This window comes from Streptomyces sp. NPDC001781, assembly GCF_053596035.1.
In genome coordinates, this window is sequence record NZ_JBSFFI010000008.1 from 114,596 (window position 1) to 135,099 (window position 20,504).

Annotated in this window: 12 protein-coding genes; 2 read left to right on the plus strand and 10 right to left on the minus strand. The window is 73.7% G+C overall.

Features of this window, described 5'->3' with window-relative positions:
• Positions 1–50: 50 nt before the first annotated feature.
• Genes ACWCV3_RS10245 through ACWCV3_RS10285 form a run of 9 tightly spaced genes read right to left on the minus strand, consistent with a single transcriptional unit; the run spans position 51 to position 7,805 of the window.
• Positions 51–695, minus strand: coding sequence for a V-type ATP synthase subunit D (locus ACWCV3_RS10245; RefSeq protein WP_451221219.1), 645 nt, complete (start codon positions 693–695; stop codon positions 51–53).
• Entirely contained in the window at positions 692–2,086 is a 1,395-nt protein-coding gene (locus tag ACWCV3_RS10250; RefSeq protein WP_451221221.1) for a V-type ATP synthase subunit B, read from the minus strand. Before ACWCV3_RS10250 ends, ACWCV3_RS10245 begins: the two co-directional genes overlap by 4 nt.
• Positions 2,083–3,879: a V-type ATP synthase subunit A gene (locus ACWCV3_RS10255; RefSeq protein WP_451221224.1), complete on the minus strand. Its 1,797-nt coding sequence runs from the start codon at positions 3,877–3,879 to the stop codon at positions 2,083–2,085. The genes ACWCV3_RS10250 and ACWCV3_RS10255 overlap by 4 nt, the downstream gene beginning before the upstream one ends.
• A complete protein-coding gene (locus tag ACWCV3_RS10260) occupies positions 3,876–4,388 on the minus strand; it encodes a hypothetical protein (RefSeq protein WP_451221227.1) in 513 nt (170 codons plus the stop codon). The genes ACWCV3_RS10255 and ACWCV3_RS10260 overlap by 4 nt, the downstream gene beginning before the upstream one ends.
• Positions 4,385–4,612: a V-type ATP synthase subunit F gene (locus ACWCV3_RS10265; RefSeq protein ID WP_451221230.1), complete on the minus strand. Its 228-nt coding sequence runs from the start codon at positions 4,610–4,612 to the stop codon at positions 4,385–4,387. The genes ACWCV3_RS10260 and ACWCV3_RS10265 overlap by 4 nt, the downstream gene beginning before the upstream one ends.
• A gap of 2 nt (positions 4,613–4,614) precedes the next feature.
• Positions 4,615–5,028, minus strand: a complete 414-nt coding sequence (locus ACWCV3_RS10270) for an ATP synthase subunit C (protein ID WP_451221233.1) — start codon at positions 5,026–5,028, stop codon at positions 4,615–4,617.
• The gene (locus tag ACWCV3_RS10275) at positions 5,013–6,455 is read right to left on the minus strand and encodes a V-type ATPase 116kDa subunit family protein (RefSeq protein WP_451221235.1); all 1,443 of its coding nucleotides are present in this window, start codon (positions 6,453–6,455) and stop codon (positions 5,013–5,015) included. Before ACWCV3_RS10275 ends, ACWCV3_RS10270 begins: the two co-directional genes overlap by 16 nt.
• On the minus strand, positions 6,442–7,371 hold the full coding sequence (locus tag ACWCV3_RS10280; RefSeq protein WP_451221238.1) for a hypothetical protein: 930 nt from the start codon (positions 7,369–7,371) through the stop codon (positions 6,442–6,444). Before ACWCV3_RS10280 ends, ACWCV3_RS10275 begins: the two co-directional genes overlap by 14 nt.
• Positions 7,368–7,805: a hypothetical protein gene (locus ACWCV3_RS10285; RefSeq protein WP_451221241.1), complete on the minus strand. Its 438-nt coding sequence runs from the start codon at positions 7,803–7,805 to the stop codon at positions 7,368–7,370. The genes ACWCV3_RS10280 and ACWCV3_RS10285 overlap by 4 nt, the downstream gene beginning before the upstream one ends.
• A gap of 170 nt (positions 7,806–7,975) precedes the next feature.
• On the opposite strand from ACWCV3_RS10285, the gene ACWCV3_RS10290 reads away from it, so the two are divergent.
• Positions 7,976–8,845: a CBS domain-containing protein gene (locus ACWCV3_RS10290; RefSeq protein ID WP_451221244.1), complete on the plus strand. Its 870-nt coding sequence runs from the start codon at positions 7,976–7,978 to the stop codon at positions 8,843–8,845.
• 221 nt (positions 8,846–9,066) lie between these two features.
• Positions 9,067–9,972, plus strand: a complete 906-nt coding sequence (locus tag ACWCV3_RS10295) for a universal stress protein (protein WP_451221247.1) — start codon at positions 9,067–9,069, stop codon at positions 9,970–9,972.
• A 218-nt stretch (positions 9,973–10,190) separates the two neighbouring features.
• On the opposite strand, the gene ACWCV3_RS10300 is transcribed toward ACWCV3_RS10295, so the two are convergent.
• Positions 10,191–20,474 carry a hypothetical protein gene (locus ACWCV3_RS10300; RefSeq protein WP_451221250.1) on the minus strand — a complete coding sequence of 3,428 codons (10,284 nt, stop codon included), beginning with the start codon at positions 20,472–20,474 and terminating at the stop codon, positions 10,191–10,193.
• Between the last annotated feature and the right edge of the window lie 30 nt (positions 20,475–20,504).

The window sequence follows — 20,504 nt, forward strand, 5'->3', positions numbered from 1 at the left end:
CGTGCCGCCCTGGACGCCACGGCCGTCCGGTGCCAGGTATGGTTCAGCAGCTACGTCGACGAGCCGGGCCCGTGGGACCGGTCCGCGCGATCGGCGGCCCAGCGGCGCCGGACCGCTTCCTCGTGCTCCACCTCCTCCAACGCCAGTTCCACAGCACTCAGTTCGGCCTGAAGACGCGGGATCCAGTGTCTGCGCAGGGCACGGACGCGCCGCCGTGTCCGTTCGGCCTCGGCGGCCAGCAGATCGGCGGCTGCCTGACGAGCGGCGAGCTCCGCCGCCGCGCGGACCGCGGCGCGGTAGGCCGTTTCGGCGTGAGCGAGCGCGGTGTTGGAGGGGGTCGGTTCCGCCGGGGAGCGTACCGGCGTCGTGCACTCCACCGCCGCCGGGTGGCGTACGCCCATCAGCGCGGCCCACCGGACCTCGACGCGAGCTTTGTCAGCGGGCGCCGCCTCGGCCAGAGCGCCTTCGCCTGAGAGCAGCACCCCGCGCAACAGCCAGGTCTCCGCGTCGGCCAGCTTCTCCTCCCAGACCCGGCGCGCGTCCTCGGCGGCCCGGCGTGCCGTCGCTTCGCGGTCCAGCAGGAGCCGGAGCTTGCGTTCGAGCAGGCCCGCTCCGCGAAGCGCCGTGGCGAGACCGCGGCGCAACCGGAGGCGCCCGGCGCGCCCGGTCGCGACGCCGCGTTTCCTCGGACTCATCCCCGCTCCTCGTGCCGGGATGGAGCGTGGGCGTCGAGCAGGTCGGCCGGAAGCATGCCGAGTTGGCTGCGCGGCAGGGTCAGCAGCACCTCCCAGGCCCGGTCCAGGGAATCGCCCAAGGAGCGGTTCTCGTGGGCGGACTGTGCCAGAAAGCGGTCCCGGAAGGCGTCCTGGAGGTCCAGGTGGCGCAGATCGGTCGGACTGAGCGCGGCGCGGCCGATCAGGTCGGCCAGTTCCGCGACCTGCCGGGACCGGGCCAGCGCTGCGATCAGCTGTGCGGCGACGGCCGGATGATCGGCGCGGGTGCGTCCCGCCCCGGTTCCCCTGCGCATCAGGCGCGACAGCGAGGCCAGCGGATCGACGGGCGGGTAGGTGCCGGTCGCCTGTACGTCGGCGGACAGTACGATCTGTCCTTCGGTGATGTAGCCGGTGAGGTCGGGGACGGGGTGCGTGATGTCGCCCGCCGGCATGGTGAGGACCGGCAGGACGGTCACCGACCCCGGGCGGTCCCTGATTCTGCCGCAGCGTTCGTAGAGAGAGGCCAGATCGCTGTAGAGGTAGCCGGGGTAGGCACGCCGTGCCGGTATCTCGCCACGTGCGGCGGACACCTCGCGCAGCGCCTCCGAGTAGGCCGTCATGTCCGTCATCACCACCAGAACGTGGCGGCCCCGGGCGAACGCCAGGTGCTCGGCGACGGTCAGGGCGAGTCGCGGAGTGAGCAGCCGCTCGATCACCGGGTCGTCGGCGGTGTTGAGGAACAGGACGAGTTCTCGTGCCGCGGAACGCGCGGCCAGCCCGTCGCGGACGAACGCCGTGTCGGCGTGGGTGAGCCCCAGTCCGGCGAACACGACGGCGAACGGCTCACCCCCACAGGTCGCCTGGGCCGCGATCTGCACGGCCAGTTCCAGGTGCGGCAGCCCGGCGGCCGAGAACACCGGCAGTTTCTGCCCCCGCACCAGCGTCGTCAGTACATCCACCGCGCCGACCCCGGTGAGCACCGCCTCGCTCGGCGGTTCCCGGCGGACCGGATTGATCGGCACGCCGCCGACCGCCTCGTACGACCCGCCGAGCACCGGTGGTCCGCCGTCGGCCGGTTCGCCGCGCCCGTTGCACACCCGCCCCAGCCACCCGGAGCCGACCTGCATCCGCATCGGCGACCCCGAGAACGCGACACGGGTGCCGGCGCGGTTCATGCCGGCCGTGTCCTCCAGTACCTGCACGACCGCGAGGTCGCGGTCCACCTCCAGGACCAGTCCGTGGCGCCGTTCACCGGAGGCCAGCACGATCGTGGCGGACTCGTCCCAGCCCACCCCGCTCACCCCTTCGACCACCACGAGCGGACCACGCAGTTCGCGCACGCCCGTGTACTCGACCTCCACCGGGCCGCTCACGCCGTCTCCCGGAGCCGGGCCAGCACGGTGTCGCGAGCCGCGGTCACGGGGGCTGTCTCCGCGGGGCCCGCCACCTCGCGTGCCCGCAGCAACGGGCCGAAGTCGACCGCCTCGACTACCTCGGCCCGGGTGCCTGCGTCCACCACCTCCAGGCAACGGTCGATCACGGCCAGCACGGCATCCACCAGAGCGGCCGTCTTCGCCGGGGCGCTGTAGGTGTCGGCCGGGGACAGCGCGCTCTGCTGGATCACGGCCTCGCGCAGCAGCCGTCCGGCGAGCACACTGATCCGTTCCCCGGGCGGCAGGGCGGTGATCCCGACCAGCTCGACGAGGGCGGCCAGCCGGTCCGCCTCCGCCAGCTGACGTGCGACGCGTGCGCGGCGCTCGGCCCACCCGGGGTCACCGGCGCGGGCGTGTGCGACCGACAGCGCGGACGCGTCCCGGGAGAACGACTCCGACCAGGACACGGCCGGATAGTGCCGTGCGTAGGCGAGATCGCGGTCCAGGCTCCACAGGCACCGCACGAACCGTTCGGTGTGCGCGGTGACGGGCTCGGTGCGGTCGCCCCCCGGTGGGGACACGGCCCCGATGACCGTGACGGACCCCGTCGTGCCGCCCAGCGTACGAACGGCCGCCGCCCGCTCGTAGAACGCGGCCAGTCGGGAGGCGAGCGAAGCCGGGTACCCCTCCTCGGCGGGCAGTTCGCCCATGCGGGACGCGAACTCGCGCAGCGCCTCCGCCCACCGGGAGGTCGAGTCGGCGATGAGGACGACGTCGAGGCCCATGTCGCGGAAGTACTCCGCCACGGTCGCGCCCGTGTGGACACTCGCCTCGCGTGCCATCATCGGCATGTTCGAGGTGTTCGCGATCGTCACGGTCCGCTCCGCCAGCCGGCCACCGGTCCGTGGGTCGGCCAGCTCCGCCAACTCCTCGATGACGTCCGCCATCTCGTTGCCGCGCTCGCCGCAGCCGACGTACACGATCACGTCCGCGTCGCACCACTTGGCGATCTGCTGGAGCAGCATGGTCTTGCCGGTGCCGAAACCGCCGGGGACGGCGGCCGTGCTGCCGCGGGCCACGGGGAAGAGCAGGTCGACGGCACGCTGCCCGGTGTTCAGCGGCGCGTCCGCCGGAAGGCGCCGCCCGACCGGCCGCGGCTTGCGCACCGGCCACGACTGAGCCATGCGCACTTCCTCCCCGCCCACGACGGCGAGCGGGGTGTTCGACGCGTACGCGCCCGCCGACGCGATCCGTGTCACCTCGCCCGACAGGTCCGGGGGCACCAGAAGCCGCAACGGGGCACCGGCGCCGATGTCGCCGAGGACGTCACCCGGCCCTACCGGTTCCCCTCGCATCACCCGGGGTGTGAACGGCCACACGGCCGCCTCGGTGGCCGTCGGCCCGCTCGTCGTCAGAAGATCTCCCGCACCCGCAAGTGGGCGCAGAAGGCCGTCGAACACGCCACCGAGCAGATCCGGGCCCAGCCGCACCGCCAGCGGCCGCCCCTGGGGCTCCGCCGGGTGTCCGGGTGCCAACCCGCCGGTGTACTCGTAAGCCTGGACGGAGGCGGTGTCCCCGTGGATGGCGACCACCTCGCCCAGCAGGCCGGCGCGGCCCAGCAGGACGAGATCGTGCATGGCGACCGTGGGCGGGCAGGCGATCTCCACGAGGGAGGCGGCCACCCGGACGACGCGGAGGCGGTCACCCCTGCCGGAGGCCGGGGCATCGGCTTCGGCGCGGGCACGTGCGGCCGCGCCGGTCCGGTCCGGTCCTGGGCCGCCAGGAGTGATCACGGCGGCCACCAGAGGGTCTCGGCCCGCTGCCCCAACCGGGCCAGGGCGCCGTCGGCAAGGGTGTCCGCGGACAGATCGACCCGGCGGCCGGGCACTTCTGCCGTCACCCCGCCCTGCTCGGCGGCCCTGACGTCAGCCTCCGCACCCAGCGTGGCCCGTGCCAGGTCCGCGAGGTGTGACCGGGCGAGTGCACCCTGCCGGTTCAGCGCCCGCCGTACGCCCGCGCGGATCCCGCTCCTGAGCGCCGAGTAGACCTCGGCGCGCATCGCGAGTTCCGTCTCCCAGGCGTCCTGTGCGGCCCGCAGCCTTTCCCGGTCGGCCTCCTCGGCACCGTCCGCCTCGCCGAGCCGGCGGGCCCGCGCGAGCACGGTCTCCGCCGCGGTGCGGGCCGCGAGCAGGGTGTCCGCCGCGTCGGCGCGCGCATGGTCCAGGGTGGCGTCGGCAGCGGCTCGTGCCGCACGCAGCAGCTGGGCGCGGACGGGGTCCAGCTCGTCGACCGGCCCGGTCACGCGGGCATCACCACCGTCAGCGGACGGGCCGGGGCCGGCGCCGTCACCGCGTCCCCCAGTGCATCGGCGGCCTCGGCGGTGAGGATCACCAGGCCGACCGTGCCGGGCAGCGTCCGCCAGGCCCTGCGAACGGCGTCCGGGTCCTCCGCCACGACAACACCGACCCCGGCCAGCGCGAGTCCGCACACGCCGGTCCGCGCGCCGATGGCGGCCACCGTACCCATCGTCAGGCCTTTCCGATCAGCAGGATCGCGACGACGAGCCCGTAGACGGCGATGCCCTCCGCGAGTCCGACGATCACCATCGCCCGGCCGAACATCTCCGGTCGCTCGCTCAGCGCGGCCAGCGCCGCGGCCCCCGTGTAGGCGACCGCTATCGCTGCTCCTATCGACGCGCCGGCCACCGCGATGGCCGCACCGATCAAGGCGGATCCGTTGACACCACCGGACGAGGCGGCCCGAGCCGAAGCCTGCGCGGGCCCTGTCAGCGCCGTGCCGAGGACGACCAGGGCGCCCCCCAGCAGGGCGAGGTCCGTGGCCAGGAGCCAGCGGAAGGCGTGTCTGATCCGGCGCCGCCGCAGCAGTCGGACGGCACCGAGCACCAGGACCAGGAGCGGCAGGACGATCAGCCAGGTGAGCATGGGATCACCTTCGCAGCGGAGTCGGCAGGTTCGGCCGGGGGAACATGCCACGGACGGAACGGACGGCCCTCGGTCTCGAAGAGCCGGGAGAAGAGTTCGTAGAACTCCAGCCGCAGGGCCTGCACGCCCGCCACCACAGCCTCCAGACCGAGGGAGACGGCCGTGCCCGCGCCGAACAGCACAGCGGCGCCCGCGACACCGGCGGCGCCGCCCCCCGACAGAGCCGTGGTGCCGCGCCACACGAGGTCGGCGAGCGCGGCGTGGGTGAGGCCGAACGCCGCGAGCCGGGCGAACGACAGGGTGTTGGTGCCGGTGCGCACGACGACGTCGAACAGCCGTACCACCGTCTCGGCCACTCCGGCGCCACCGCCCGCCGTGGCCCGGAACAGGCCGGACGCCACCAGCGCCAGCCCGGCCGCCGCGCACGCGGCCCCGGCCGGCACCAGGGCCCCCCGGTGCGCGAACAGGCCTGCCACGGCCAGCGCCAGCCCCAGATAGAACAGCAGGCCGGCACAGCCGGATGCCTCGTACAGACCCACGGCCCAGCCGTTCTCCCGTACGCGGTTCACCGCGCCCGCGGCATGGGCGAGCACCAGCAGCCCCGCCCCGAGGACGACCGAGGCGGCCAGCAGCCGAGCGGGCTCCTCCAGCGGGTTCAGCCAGAGCACCGGCAGCAGCCCGGTCGGCCCGAAGAACTCGCCGTAGACGGCGCCCGCGACCATGGCGGCGACTCCCGCGCCCGCCAGGAACGGCCACAGCCGGGCCAGACGCGCCAAGGGCCGGGGCCGCCCCAGGCGCAGCGCGAGCGCGCCGAGCACCAGCAGCGCACCGTGCCCCACGTCACCGAACATGATCCCGAACATCACGACATAGGTCAGGCCCGCCGGCCACGAGGGGTCGAGATCCGCGTAGGCCGGTGTGCCGTAAGCCGACACCAGGGGGGTGAAGGAGGCGGCCCGGCCCGGGCGCAGCAGCGTCGGCGGATCCGTGCCGCGCGGCAGGGGCAACGGCAGCAGCGCGCCGCCCGCCGCGGCCAGTCGGTCCGCGACCCGCGGTACCTCGTCGACGGGGCACCATCCGGCCAGCGCGGCCACCTCCCCCTGACGTACGGCGCCCTGCGCCCGCTCCTCCAGCTGGGCCTCCCCGGTGAGCAGGGCGACCCGGCGCCCGTGGTCGGGCATGTCGAGGTCGGGTGGTCCGACGGCCAGCAGAGCCGGGGCGGCGGTCTCGGACCCGGACGCCGTTCCCTGCCCACGCAGCCGCTGCAACCGCACGGCCGCCGCCCCCGGAGGCGCCTCCTCGGCGCGGTCCAGCTCCACGCAGCCTTCCTCGGCGATCCGCACCAGCGCGTCCCGCAGGCCCGCCTGGGGTACGACCACCGCCACGCGGCGCATCCGGACCGGTGTCATCGCCTCAGGCCAGGGCATCGAAGGCCCCTCCGGGCCGTCCACCCCGTGCCGCGGACTCCAGCGCGGCCCGCACCAGCCAGGCGTCCGCGGACAGCACGCCGACCGCGCCGACGACGACCGCGGGCCCGTACCGGCCCTGCCGCAGCATCGCCGCGCCCTCGGCCTGCACCGTGCGCCACCAGCGGGCCTCTGCCCGCCACAGCTCACCGGGCTCGTCGACGTCCGCCAGGACCCACCGGGCGGCCGAGGGGACGCTGTCGCGGAACTCCCGGTAGGACGAGGCGCCCGGCGCCCGAGTCCCGAGCAGTCGCGCCGCACCGAGACGCGCGGACTCCGTGAGGGAGCGGCGGTGCACGAAGAGTTCCCGCGCGGTCAGCAGGACCGCACGTCCCTGAGCCCAGCGACGCGCGGGCGGGACGGACACGGCGGTCCGCCGCGCCGCGGCCATGCGCATGCCGGTGACCAGGGCCCACGGGGTGTCACCGCCCGGGTCGCCCCAGGGGGAGGCGGCGAGCGCCGCCCGAAGTTCCGCGGGCGTCCCGGCACGCTCCAGGACGCGCCAAGCCGTCTCCAGGGCGCCCAGCCGGTACGGCTCCGGTGCCTCGGTGCGCCCGCCTTCCCGTGCCGGCAGCCGGGACAGCACGTTGGCGATCTCGAATCCCGACGCGAGCGGAACCATCAGGCGGGCGCCGCCGCGCGGCAGCCATCCGGCCAGCACCCGCATATGCCACAGGAGGCCGGCGGCCACAGCCCGCTGAGCGGCGGAAAGGCCCGCGGTCGTCCGCGTGCAGCGCGCGTACGGCGTCGTGGCGAGGCACCGCAGGGCGTCCTCGAGCGTCGGACCGCGCGCGATCTCACGTGCCCCCTCGGTGCCCGGATACCGTGCGACGAGGGCTCGCGCCCGTACCGCCCCGGCGACCCAGCCGGCACTCACGGCTCCTTCACCGTCCCGCTCGCCGGTCTCATGGCATCGGCCACGGCGAGGTCCACCAGGTGCGGCATGCGTTCCCCTGCCCGCTCGCGGATCGCCGAGGCCGTGCGGTCCCCGGCCGCCCGCACCGCGGCGGCCTCCTGCCCGGCCGCCCGGAGGAGGGGCTCCGCGGCCTGCCGGCGGATCACCGGAGCCTGCTCCCGCGCGTCCGCCTCGATCTGTTCCGCTTCGCGTACGGCGTTCAGGCGAAGGGCCCGCGCCGCCTCCTCCGCGCCGTCCCGGATCCGCGCCACCTGCTGCTGAACGTCAGTCAGCCGAGCAAGGGCGGGCTCCAGTTCCGCGGCGCGCTCAGCCGAGCGGTCGGCAGGCACGCCGGTCGCGGACGCCCCCGGCGTCCCCGCCGGACGAAACCGCTCCAGGAAGTCCCTCAGCGTCATCGGCAGCCTCCTGCCGGTCTGTCGGTGCTCCTCCAGTTTCACCGTTCCCGGCCCACCCCGCACCGGATAGGGACCCTACGTCGTGCCACCAGGGCCGTTCGGCCTCTTCGCCCGGGCGCCCGGAACGCGAGACTGGGAGAGGGGCGACTCGACAGAGTCTGGAGGCCGCTGTGAACGCGCACGAGAACCTCCGCGCGGGCGCCGACGCCCGGCAGGGTGTGACCGCACGTGCCTGGAGTCCGGGCGAGACCGCTCGACAGGACATGCTGCTCCGCTACCTGGCCGCGGTCGCCTCGGCAGCGGCCGAGCACTCCGGCGGTACGGCCGCGCGCACGCACACCGAGGAGAGGGCACCCTCGGCCGGCACGCCCGCGCCCCGGCCGGACCTCCCGCAGGAACCCGTCACGCCACTGGTCCGGGACGTGATGGACGTGCCCGCCGCCACCCTCCGCGAGGACCAGGCGTATCGCGACATCGCCCGGCTGCTCGCCCGCGAGCAGGTGGGCGCGCTCCCGGTCGTGGACGCCGAGGACCATGTCGTCGGCGTCGTCTCGGAGTCCGATCTGCTGGCCAAAGTCGCGTTCGAGGCCTCCGGCCACCGGCCCGGACGCGTCGGCAGACTGCGGGAACGGCGGATGCACGACAAGGCTCGCGGCGAGACGGCCGCCGACCTGATGACGAGTCCCGCGATCACGGTACTGCCGGGCACGACGGTGGCCGAGGCCGCCTGGCTCGCCGCCTTGTCCCGGGTGAAGCGCATGCCCGTCACCGACCGCGACGGCCGACTCGTGGGCGTCGTGCGGCGTGACGCGTTGTTGCAGGCGCTGATGCGGGATGATTCCGGTATCCGGGCGGAAGCCCAGGCCCGGCTCGAAGCCTGCTGTCCGCCGGCCGACCGGGAGGGTGTGGCCGTCACCGTGCACGACGGGGTCGTGGAGCTGACCGGGAGACTGCCGTCGGTGACGATGGCCCGGCTGGTGGCCGAGGTCGAGGAGATCGCCGACGTCGTAGAGGTGAAGAACCTGCTCAGTGCCGACTGAGTTCGCGAGGACGGCCGCCCGGACCCGTCGCCGCACCTATGAGTTCCGCCGGCGGCCGTGAGGGTGCCGTCAGGGGCCACGCCACGCGGGGGCGGGTGTCCTGTGCGGTCAACGGGCCACGCGGGGTCGGTCGGGACATGATGGGGCCGGGTGGCCCCTGACTGCCTCGGCACCACCGCACCACGCTGGTGTCGGAACCCTCGTCCCGGGAGGTGGAGATCATGCCCCGTACCGTCACCGTGGGTGTCGACGACTCGCCCGAGAGCCGGGCCGCGGCCGAGTGGGCGGCGCGAGAGGCGCTGCTGCGCGGTCTGCCCCTGAAGATCATGTACATCTCGGAGCCGACTCCCAGGTTCGTGGCCAGGACACCGCTGCTGGACCCCGACGCCTACCGCCAGTGGGCGGAGCGGATGACGAGCGAGTCCGCCGACGGCATCCGGCTTCGCCACCCGGGCATCGAGGTGATCACCGAGCAGCTGACCGGGACCCCGGCCGACATCCTGTGCGAGGCGGCGGGTTTCGCCGAGCTGCTGGTCCTCGGCTCGCGGGGCCTCGGCGGGCTGGAGGGGTTCTTGGTGGGCTCGGTGAGCCTGGGCGTGGTCGCCCGCGCCGAGCGGCCGGTGGTGCTGGTACGGGCGGGAGAGCACGCCGCCGACGAGCACGAGAGGCACCCGGCGGGCATGCGGTCCGCTGCGGCACCCTTCCGGCCCGTCGTGCTGGGGCTCGACACCGACCGGATGGACGACACCTTGCTGGAGTTCGCCTTCGACGCCGCGGCACGGCGCGAAACCACCCTGCGGGTCGTCCACGCCTGGCCCGAGCCCCCGGCCTCCTTCCACCACTTCGCCCGCGACGCCGAACTCAACGACTCCCTCGAACGCGGGCAGGCCGCTCTCCTGAGCAAGGTGCTGCGGCCTTGGCGGCAGAGGTTCCCCGACGTCGAGGTGATCGAGGCGAGCCGGTGCGGAAGCGCCGCTCAGGTCCTCGTCAACGACTCCCGTGACGCCTCCCTCGTGGTGGTCGGCCGACACATCCGCACCGGGTCGTTCGGTACCCGGATCGGCCATGTCGTCCATTCCGCCCTGCACCACGTCGCCGCGCCCGTCGCGGTCGTCGCCCACAGCTGACCTCCGCTCCGGAGCACGGTCAGCCGTGAGCGCGTCAGCCGCACAAGCGCCGGCGGGGCGCGCGGCCGAGAGCTGACCGACCGTCAGCCGGGTGGCGCAGGCTCGGCGTCAGTCCGCCCCGGGCCCGGACGCCCACCCGCCCGGGCTCAGGCGAGCCGGACGCGAAGCTTCTCGATCGGCTCCCCGGCGGCAACGCGTCAGCCCGCACTCGTGGACGATCACGGTCGGCTCGGACAGGAGGACATCCGGCCCGACGAGGCCGTAAGCGATGCTGAAGTGCAAGACTGCTCCGTGAATGTGGGGGACTTGCCCCGGTGCGCACGGAGGAGCCGGTGCTGCTCAGGGGTCAGGTCGACCTCCCCAACGGGGATCTTGTCACCGAGCAGGGCCGCGTGGGTGGCCTGGGACAGAGTGGGCGTCACTCCGATGATGCCGAGTTCCGTGAGCGTGACCAGTCCCTCCACCGGTGTCACGGGCGGGGGAACCGGGGCCCCGGACGTGGTGGCCGCGCCGGAAGTGCGTGGAGGGGCCGGCGGGTCCTGTTCCGGCTCCGGCTCACCGGTCACCGGCATGCGCCTCGGACCGTCTGACCTGGCCCCGGTCCTCGGCACGCCGGAGACGGACCCGACCGTCCCGTCCGCCGGATCGGCCCCTTCCCCCGTGGGCTGTGCCGGCCCACCTGACTTCGCGGAGGGCGCCTTGGTCTCCCCACCGGACTCGTCCGTCACCTCCACCACCGCCTTCGGTACCGCGAGCTGGTAGTGGCGGCCGACCAGGCTCAGCACGACACGCGGCCTCGGCCCTCCTGCCCGTACGCCCAGGGAGCCCGCCAGGTGTCCGGTCGGGTCGGACGGGCCCGGCCCGAAGTCCTGGAAGCGCCCCTCGCCGTCGACGACCGTGATGTCCACGTCGAACGTCCGGGCGGCCAGCACCGGCAGCAGGTCCGCGGCCCCGTGGTCCCAGCCCGCCTCGCCCTGCGCGTCCCCCGGGCGCATCAGCTGGGCGACGGCCAGCGCGGCGCGGGCCTCGGGGCCCAAGCTCACGGAGTGCGGCATCAGACCGCTCAGTCCGTCGAACTCGCGTCCTTCGGGGGTCCCTTCGCCCAGCGGTCCGGACCCGCGCAGCCCCGCCCCGGTTGCTTCGGCGTCGCTGAACGTGTCGGTCTCGTCCGGGGCGACGGAGTCGAGCAGGTCCGCGTCCGACGGGTCCGTGAGCCGGGCTGCGAGCGCCCGCCGCGTCGTGTCCACCGCTGCTCGCCGGTCCGCGATGTCCACCCCCAGATCGGTGAGCAGGTACGGCGCGGTCCTGCTCAGCCCCTCCACGAGGGCGTGCAGGAAGGCGTCCCCGTCCTTCGGCACGTCGTGCAACGCATACGTGACGTGATCGGGCGAGATCAGCCGGGCGCCGTCACCGCTGCCGGCCCTTGTGTACACCGCCGGCCGGGGCGCGGCCTGCGGCCGGGGCGGCCGAGGAGCGGCGGTCGGCTTCCGGTGGCTCACGGCCGGCGGCCTGGGCCGTCCCGTGAGACGGGCCAGACCCTCGGCTGTCGCCGCCTCCTGGTGCCAGCGGGTGAGCTGGTCGGTGGCCGCACGCACCCGGTGGTACTCGGCTGCCGCGGTCTCCGCCGTCGTCCTCAGCGCGTCGAGAAGAGCGCGCCGGTCGTCGAAGGCGCTGACGGCGGCATCGCGCCGGGCGGTGGCCGCCGCGACCCGGCGCGCCGCCGCGGCCACCGCCTCCTCCGCCTTCACCACCTCACGGCCGGCCTCCTCCGCGGGTCCCCGCAGGACGGCGGCCCGGGCCTCGACGGACCGCAGTTCCTCCTCGGCCGCGGCAAGCGACCGCCGGCCCTCGGCGATCTGCTCCCGCAGCAACTCCGCCCAGCCGTCGTGAGCGGCCTCACCGGCGGACTCCACAGCCGCCGCGAGGTCGCCCCGTGCCGCTTCGACCTGGTTGCGCACCTCGTCCCGGCGGGCTGTCGCCGCGGCCAGGGCGTCGCGGGGCGCCCGGGCGGCCCGGAGGGCTGCCTCCAGGCGCCGACCCTCACCCTCGGCGGATGCCTGCGCGTCCGCGAAGGCGATCCGCGTGGCGTCCCGCTCCTCCTTCAGGCCGATCGCCGGGCGCCGTTTCTTCCAGTACGCCTTGTCCGCGTCGACCCACACCTTGCTCGCCGCGGCGACGGCGTCCCACGCGGCGGACACCCGGGCGGGGAAGTTCGTGTCGTCGATCAGCCCGAGTTCCCTGGCGACGTCGTCCCTGACCCAGGCCAGGGCGTACGCCTGGGAGCTCACGGCCTTCGGCCCGGGCCGGACGTGGCCGAAGGTCCCGCCGACGAAGCGGCCCACCCGGGTGTCCTTGATACCCCGTCGTACGTCGGCGACGCTCAGCCACGAGGTGGGGACGGCGAACAGGAACACCCGCCCCGTCTTGGGCTTGGTGTTGACGGAGGTCAACTGGTCCGCCGAGGAGGGCAGAGCCTCACCCTCGGCGGCGTACGGCCCCGTGCCCGAACCGCCCAGCTGGTGGAGGCCCGTCTTGTCGGAGCTGATGAGCACGCCCGCCCCGAGCGCCGAGTCCTGGGTGTTCTCCCCGCCCACGGACGCCGCGGCACCTGCCCCGGTCCGCCGGAGTACCTCCATCTTCTTGCCGTCGGCGACGGTCAGCAGCCGGGCACGGCTGAAGTCGGGCTTGGCGTACAGGTCGAGCTGAGCCCGCTCGTCGCCGGCGATGTTCTTCTCGCTCAGCCCCGGGACGCCGTAACCCTGCGGGCTGGTCGCCCGGTGGAAGTACGCCGTCAGAGCGGCGTTGCCGGTCGCGTCTTCCAGCGCCTGGGCCGATCCGGTGCCCAGCCGGGTCAGCCCGGTGTCCCCGGCCCGGCGCGGCGCGTCGGGCCCGTCCACGGAGAACCCCGCGTCGTAGGAGAGAGCGAGCGCGTAGGTGTTCGCGACCTGGATGTCGGCGAGACCGACTATACGGCGCACGTCGAAGCCGTTCTCGGGGAAGTGGAAGGGCTTCAGCGCACCGTCCCCGTGCGGTGTTTCGGGCCCCGGCGCGTACGTCGGGGGTTCCTGCCGGGGTGCGGCGAGTCCGGTCAGTCCGGGCGCCTCCAGCAGTCCGTCGTCCGGACCGGTCTCGGGCACCATCAGACTCATCGGGACGTGCTCGCGCAGCGTCCCGGCGGGGCCCTCCTCGGTGAGGACCTGCTTCCCGCGGAACCGGTCGAACCCGGCTCGCACCGCGCCCCGTTGTCCGGAGGGCGGATCGTCGGCCTCCAGCGTGATCCGCAGGGTGTAGGGCGTCGCGATCTCCGCGTACGGTTCTGTCGAGGCCACCCGGAACGCGGTCGAAGTCGATTCGGTACGGCTCTCGCCGCTGGTCTTCCGCCCGGAGCCGGTCTCCGCGAATGCGGGGCCCGCGGCCACCGCCGTGGCGTTCTCCGTGTGGACCGCCTCACCGACGAGGTATCCGAACTCGGCGCCCGTCGTGGACTCCGCGACCTCGGTGACGGTCTCGATCGCCCGCCGGTTCTCCTCCATCTCCACACTGTGGTCCAGCATCGTGAACTCGGCTTTTCCCGGCACGAGTTGAACCCTGATCCGGACGAGCCGCCTCCCCAGGCGGACGCTGTGCCAGCCCCACGCCCCGGTGCGGGCCGGGACCGACGTCCCGCCGCCCGTCATCTCCTTGTCCAGGGCGCGCATGACCCGGGACGAGACCAGGGTGCGTACGCGTTCCAGGCCCGCGTCGTCGAGACCGAGCTTGGCCACCCGCCGCTCGAACGCGGCCAGTACTGCGGACGGGTCCAGCGCGTTGACGGCGTACGTACCGAAACCGTTGTCCCCGAGCCATGGTTGCGGGGCCCAGCGCTCACGGGTGTAACGCGGCACCTCCCCCATGCCGTCGTCGATCAGCCCCACCAGGTGCGCGCTCTTCTCCGGCACGTGGGCCAGCCAGCCGTCGGGCACACTCGCCATCCGCCCGGCCGCCGAGGCCAGCCAGCCGGGAACGAGGGGCCGGCCCACGGCGGCGGAGCCCAGCAGGCTGGACGCCAGCGCCAGCCAGTGCTCGGCGGTGCCCGACACCAGCACCTGGTGGCCGAAGCCCTTGCGGTTCATGTCATGGACGAAAGAGCGGCTCACCGTCCTGCTCCTCTGCTCGGACCGCGACCAGGGGCTGGCGACCAGCCCGTACGTGCCCAGCAGCCCGGGCCCGGCCGCGTGGGAGCGGGCGTAGACCAGCTGTCCGCCGGTGAAGAAGGTACGGGCCCTGGTGAGCTTCCCCGCCGACTGGCCGCTGCCGCCGAGCACCATCTCCGTGTCCATCGGCACCGCTCCGGTCAGCGCCCGGATGCCGTCCACCGCCATGAGGTGCCGGAAGGTCGCCCAGAGGGTGGCGTAGGGGCCCTTGCCCATCAGCCCCGACGCACTCCAGCCCAGCGGCCCGGAACTCTGGTCGAAGTTGGCCGTCAGGTACTGGGCCTGGAAAGCCCGGAGCACGGCTTCCCGGGTGGGCGCCCCCTCCTCGGTGAGCTGCCATGCCCCGCCCGACCCGGAGGTCATGACCTGACCGAGCGCCGCAAGGAGTGCGGGGGAGGCAACCACACCGACGGTCAGAAACGGATGGTTCTGCAGCTCCCGGAACATCCGCGAGCCCCGGCCGTCCGGTGTGACCGGGCCCGCTTCGCCCACCAGGTCGGCGGCGCGCACCAGGCTGCCGGGCCGGGACAGGTCGCCCAGGGCCAGCGCTCGTGCCCGCTCGGGCCGCAGGACACGCACCGGCTGCGTGGCAACGGCCGCGTACGGGTCGGCCGTCCCTCCGCCGTGCGGGTTCACGGCGGGGGCGTGCGAACCGGGGATGCTGATGAGCACCTGCCCCCTCCGTGGTCCGCCACCGACCGCGCGCCCACCGGACGTGGTGCCGATGAGCACGTCCCTCGGCTGCCGGAAGACGAACGGCTGGGTCCCCAGAAGTCCCAGCGTCGCGGTCCCGCGCAGCAGGCCGCGGAAGCGCCAGTACCCGCCGCGGTCCACGGTGAGCGAAAGGTCGTAGCGGTACAGGTGCGAAGGTCCGGCAGTCACCGCCATCGGCTCGTATGCGACCGTCGCACCGAAACCGGTCTCCTCGTCGGCCTGCCATCCCGCGCGCACACCCGCACTCGGCCCGCCGGCGTTGTGCGGGGCACCGATGTCGTCAGCCAACGGGTCACGAAACGCGATCAGCCCCTCGACCCCCAACTCCCCGAGGCGCTTGGCGCCCTTCTGCCCGTCCACCCGCTCCACACCGACCGAGCTGTAGCGCAGCCTGAAGTCGTCCTGTATGCCGACGAAACGACGGTTGGTCAGCTCCCCCCGCAGCCATATGTACCGGTGGCCCTGCCCTATCCGGCCGGGTTCCTCGAAACGGACCCGGATCCCGGTGGTGGTCAGCGCCTCCAGGTTCCCGGCCATGCTCCGGTGCGACAGCGCGGCGAGCACCTCGAGGGTGTTGGCCAGTGCCGTGCGATACGCGTCGTCGCTGCGCCACAGTGAGGACACCGGAGGAGCGCCGGCGTCCGCCCCCGACGGGCCCAGCAGGGCCGCCGTCCGCTCCCGCCAGGTCCTGCGCTCCGGGGGCGCCAACTGGTCGAGCCGTGCGACGAGTCCGGGACAGGCCGCCGCGAGCGCCGTCAGCACCTCGTCGGCGAACGTGTCCAGAAGGGTGCGGGGCTGTCCCGCCGGGCCCGGCTCGCCCGTCCTCCTACCGTCGGCGAAGGTGAACTCCTCGACCCGGTGCATGCCCAGGGTGGGCGGCCGGTCCCGGGTCAGGTACGCGGGGGCGAACGGCTCGGGCACCCCTGCCCGCAGCGCCCGCCGCAGTCCGTCGTCCCACCCGGCCAGCCGCCGCGCCTCCGTGCGGGTCATCCTGTCGACGCTCCATGTGTGGAACCGCCCTGCCCGTCCGGTGCTGCCGCTGAGCTGGACGTGGACCGTCTTGCGCACCAGGTACAGACCGGTGGGATCGCCCTTGACCTGGCCGGCCGACTTGACCGCGCCCGAGCCGCCGAGTCCCGCGGTGCGCGACACGGAGAAGAGATAGCGGAACGCCCCGCCGAACTGGAGCCGGAGGTTCAGGACACCGTCCGCCAGGTCGAAGAGGTTGAAGGCCGGGCCCGCGGCCCCGTCGATGCCGATCGCCGCCGTCTTCTGAAGACTGCGCTCGTTGCGCACCGACAGGGTGTTGATGTCGCGTATCTCGGCGTCGGCGGTCTCGGTGATCAGTGTCGCCCGCCCCGGTACGACGTCGACGACGAACACACCGAGAGGCGTACGGGCCTTGTCGTCGGCGAACAGCGGGACGGTGGTGACGCGGCCTCTGGACAGGACCTGACTCTGCCGTTGAAAACTCAACGAGGAGAAGAAAGAGTTGAGTTCACCGTAGGCGGTGCTGCCCGGCGTCACTCCGATCTCGGCAGCGGCCCAGTCCCGCATCCGTGAGACGGGCCCGAACCCCTCCGTCCGCACCAGCCGGTAGGACGATTGCCGGTCGAGCTCCAGGGAGCGGGGGATCCGCCCGGGGGCGGCCTTCGTCTTCGTCACGCTGTCCGGCAGCCGTACGGACAGCCCGTCCCGCATCGCGAATCCGTAGACGGCGGGCGAGGTGTCGGTCACGGTCCGGCCCTGTGCGTCGGTCACCCGCAGCTCGTAGTACACGTGGTCGAGGTAGACCCGGGAGCCGTCCAGCGAGCGGGTCTCCGTCTGGGTCGTGCCCTGCTCGGTCTGCCCGTACGCCACCCGGTCGGTCCAGCCCAGCCGTAGACCTATCCGTCCGAAGCCGCTGAACGCCACCGCCCCCACCGGTCCGACGGGCCCGCCCAGGGCCAGCTGGGTCACCGACTGCATGGTCTTGCTCTGCCCCGCCGCCCCGACCGACCGGTGCATCCCGTCCACCTTCACAGGGCTGCCGTACGTATCGGTGTACTGCTCCCACTCCCCGTAGTGGCGTACGGTGAGCGCCAGCATGCGCACACTGCCGTCCTCGGCCGTATAGGGAAAGACACGTCCGTCCCCGGCCAGCGTCTTGGGCTCGTGCGTCAACGCGTACGCGACGTCGTCCATCAGTGCGGATCCGGCTGGGCGGCCCTTCTTCGACGGTGCCGGACGAACGGTGTCGCCGTCCTGCGACAACACGCGGCCGATCTCTGCCAGTGCCTGCTGCTCGCCGCGCAGGACGACGTCGCTGTGCCCGAAGGTCATGCCGCCCAGAACCAGGGGGAGCGGAACGTCGGACGGCGCGTCCGTGAGGAGTTCCACGACGTCGTCGATGTAGGCGGGCATCCGGGTGCCGTTGCCGAAGTCGACCGGCTCCCGCCGCCCGCCGAGCGGCCGGGGCATGTCCCGGTCCAGGACGGGTGGCCTGGTGCCGGGCAGGACGGGGGCGTAGGGTTCCGCACCGGCCGCGGCTGGCCGCACGGCGGACGGGGCGCCGGCGACGGCCGGGGCGCCGGCGACGGCCGGGGTGAGGGCCGCGGTGGAGGCGGCGGGGGCTGGGCCCGGGGCCGGGGCCGCGGCCGGTGCCGAGGGTGTGGAGCCGGTGGTGGTGGGCCGGACAGCCGGCGGGTCCCCGATGTGTGCCGCGATCAAATCCAGGTGACGCCCACGCAGGCCGTCCTGGGCGAGCCCTTCGGGTGCGGGACGCCGGTAGTCCCCCATAAGGCTTCCCCGGACGTCCGGGCGGTGAGGTGCGACGGCGTGCCGGGACTCGTCGCGCAGACCGAGCATGTGCGCGATCTCGTGCGCGTAGTCGACGGCATCCCCGTCCGCCCACCACTGGGACCGCGTCATCTGCCGGTCGCGGCCGACGAGGCGGACGTTGAGACCGTACGGGTGCGGATCGTGCTCGACCTGCTCCACGCTCACATGCAGCAGGTCGCCGTTCGGCAGCCGGTGACCGGGAGCGTTGAACAGCGCCTCGACCCCGTCGAGGACCTTGTCCCACACGCCCTGCGGCAGCCCGCCGGAACCGCCGACGCCGACCTGAACCGTCAGGTCGGCGAAAAGTTCGCCGCCTGCCTCGAAACGTCGCACGTCGAACTTCGACTGCACCACGAACTGGGTCGTGTGGCCGGGCCGTCGCGGGTCGGGAGGCGTCGACAGCGGATCGACCCAGGTGGACGAGCGTGTGTCCGGTACCGCGCCGGCACGCGCCGCCTCCCAGGCGGGTGACCCTGGGACTCCGGGCCCGTCGGACCCGGCCACGCGGGCCATGCCGACGACCTCCGGACCGTCCGGTGCCCCGGCCCCCGTTGGCTCCTGCTGCTCGGCGGACCGGATGCCCGGCGACGACGGTGCGGTAGGGGCCGACGAAGGAGCGGATGCGCCCGGGCCGGATACGGGTGCGGCGGCCTGCGGAGCCGTGGACGACGTGGGAACGGGGGAGGGCGGGCCCGGCGCGCCCGCGGCCGATGCGGGTGGATCCGGCGGCGGCGGTGCCACGACCGCGGCGGCTTCCGGGAACTCGGGCGGTGCGTGTGCCGGAGCGCGGTCAGGTCCGTACGCCGCCGTCGGGACACCGGCGGTCCCCGGAGCGTCGGTTCCGGCGCGGGCGGTGTGGGAGGCGGGGGCCCCGCTGCCGGTGGTCCCGGAACGGGCTGCCTCGGAACCCATGGCCTCGAAGCGGGCCGGGAGCTCCTGACCGGGGCCATCGGCCGGACCCGTCCGGTTTGCGTCGGGGGCTCTGCCCACGGGCGAAGCGGAAGCGGGCGGGAGCGAACCTGCCGGGGATGACAAGGCCGGGGCAGATGGGGCCGGTGAGACGACGGGAGAGGACGGCGCCGCCGTGCGCGGCACGGTGGTCACCTGTCCCGACGGCTCGCCGCCGAACACGACGTCTGCGCCCTCACCGTTCAGCTCTCTCGCCTCGGCCGACCACTCCGGGCCCGCGACTGCCGCGCCTCGCCCGGCAGCAGGTGGCCGTGCCGCCTCCGGGGCCGACGGTATGCCGGCGTCCACCGGCCACGAAGCGGGCGCATCTGCCTCGGAGTCCCCCGCCGTCCCTGTCGCCTGACCCGAGGTGGCCGGGACAAGCGGCGGCAGCTCGGTCCGCTGCGCGGCCGGACCTGAACCCGGCACTCGACCCCCCTGCGGAGCCGTGTCCCACATTGCGCTTCGGGCGCCGCCCGACTGCACCGGGGCCGGGGCCGGGGCTGTGACGGGCGTCGGGCCCGGCCCGCGGGCCGTCTGCGGATACGCCGACGGGGGCGAGGACATCGCCGCGGGTGGCGTGGACGCCGTGGCGACCGTGGGTGTGGTGGCTGCCGTGGCAGGCCCGGCCGGGGCCGGCGGTGGGGTGCCCGCCAGGGACTGGAAGGCAGGCGGCGCCATCGGTGAAGACATCGGGGCAGCCACGGGCACGGTGGCCGCGGACACCGTGGGCAGGGGCAGACCGTTCCCTCTGACGGTGCCGGGACCCACTCCGGGCCCGGCGGACGGCGGCACCGTACGCGTGCCCGGCGCACCGCCACCGTCGGCAGCGCCCGTTCGCGGCGGATCGTTGAGCTCGCCGGGAGCCACCGCCGGGGCGAGGAACTTGTTGTTCAGCCGGAGTGCCGCTCCGCCGATCGCCGACTCGGCGTACATGCCGAACACCCCACTGGTGCCGGACCCCACGAAAGCCTCCCAGGTGAACTCCCACGTCCCGTCGAAGGCTCCGGTGACCAGTACCTCCGCAAGGCTTTCACCGAGACCCGAGACGACGAAGGCCGCGGGGACGTCGTAGACGTCGTTGAGTCCCCCGGAGACGGCGGGATGCCACTTCGTGACGTCTGTGTTCGGATGGCCGACGGAGGGGCCGCCACCGTTCCTGAACCAGTTCCTGAACGTGTTCGAGGCGCGTCCCAGGACGCTCTCGAATACATCCCCGAGAGCACCGAACGCCGCAGCCTCACCGACATCGCGCCAGTCGACGCCCGGCGGTTTGCGACCCGGCGGGTTGATCGCGATCTGGGCGAGCTTGACCGTCAGCGTCCGGATCGCCTCAGCGAAGGCCTCGCTGAGCGCGGGCGCGAGATGGGTCATCCGCAGCAGCCGGTCGATGATCATCAACAGGGCCAGCCGGCTGCGGGCCCGCGCCAGCGCCATCTGGGAGACCGACGTACCGCCGGTGAAGAAAGCCAAGGCGGCCAGCACGGTGAGCTCGATCAGGAGCATGACGACCTCGGCGATGATCTCCCACTTCGACTCCTGGATCTTCATCGAGTAGTCGATCTGACCGCGCGCCATGTCATCCAGCTGGTCGACGAATCCCTGCAGCCGGTCGGTGCCTCCGTCGTTCGTCAGCAGGGACAGACCCTGGGTGTAGCCGCGTGCGACGTCCTGCGGAAGCGCCCGGCCGGCGTTGCGGACCGACTGGTTCACGGCGTCACGCAGTTCCAGCACGCGTTTCGCCAGGTCGAGGTAGAGCTCTCGGCTGTCCCAGGCCAGGTTCTCCCTGGCCTGTACCGGCATCTCACCGAGCAGGACCCAGAGCATCTTCCTGACGTCATCAGGAAAATCGATCTC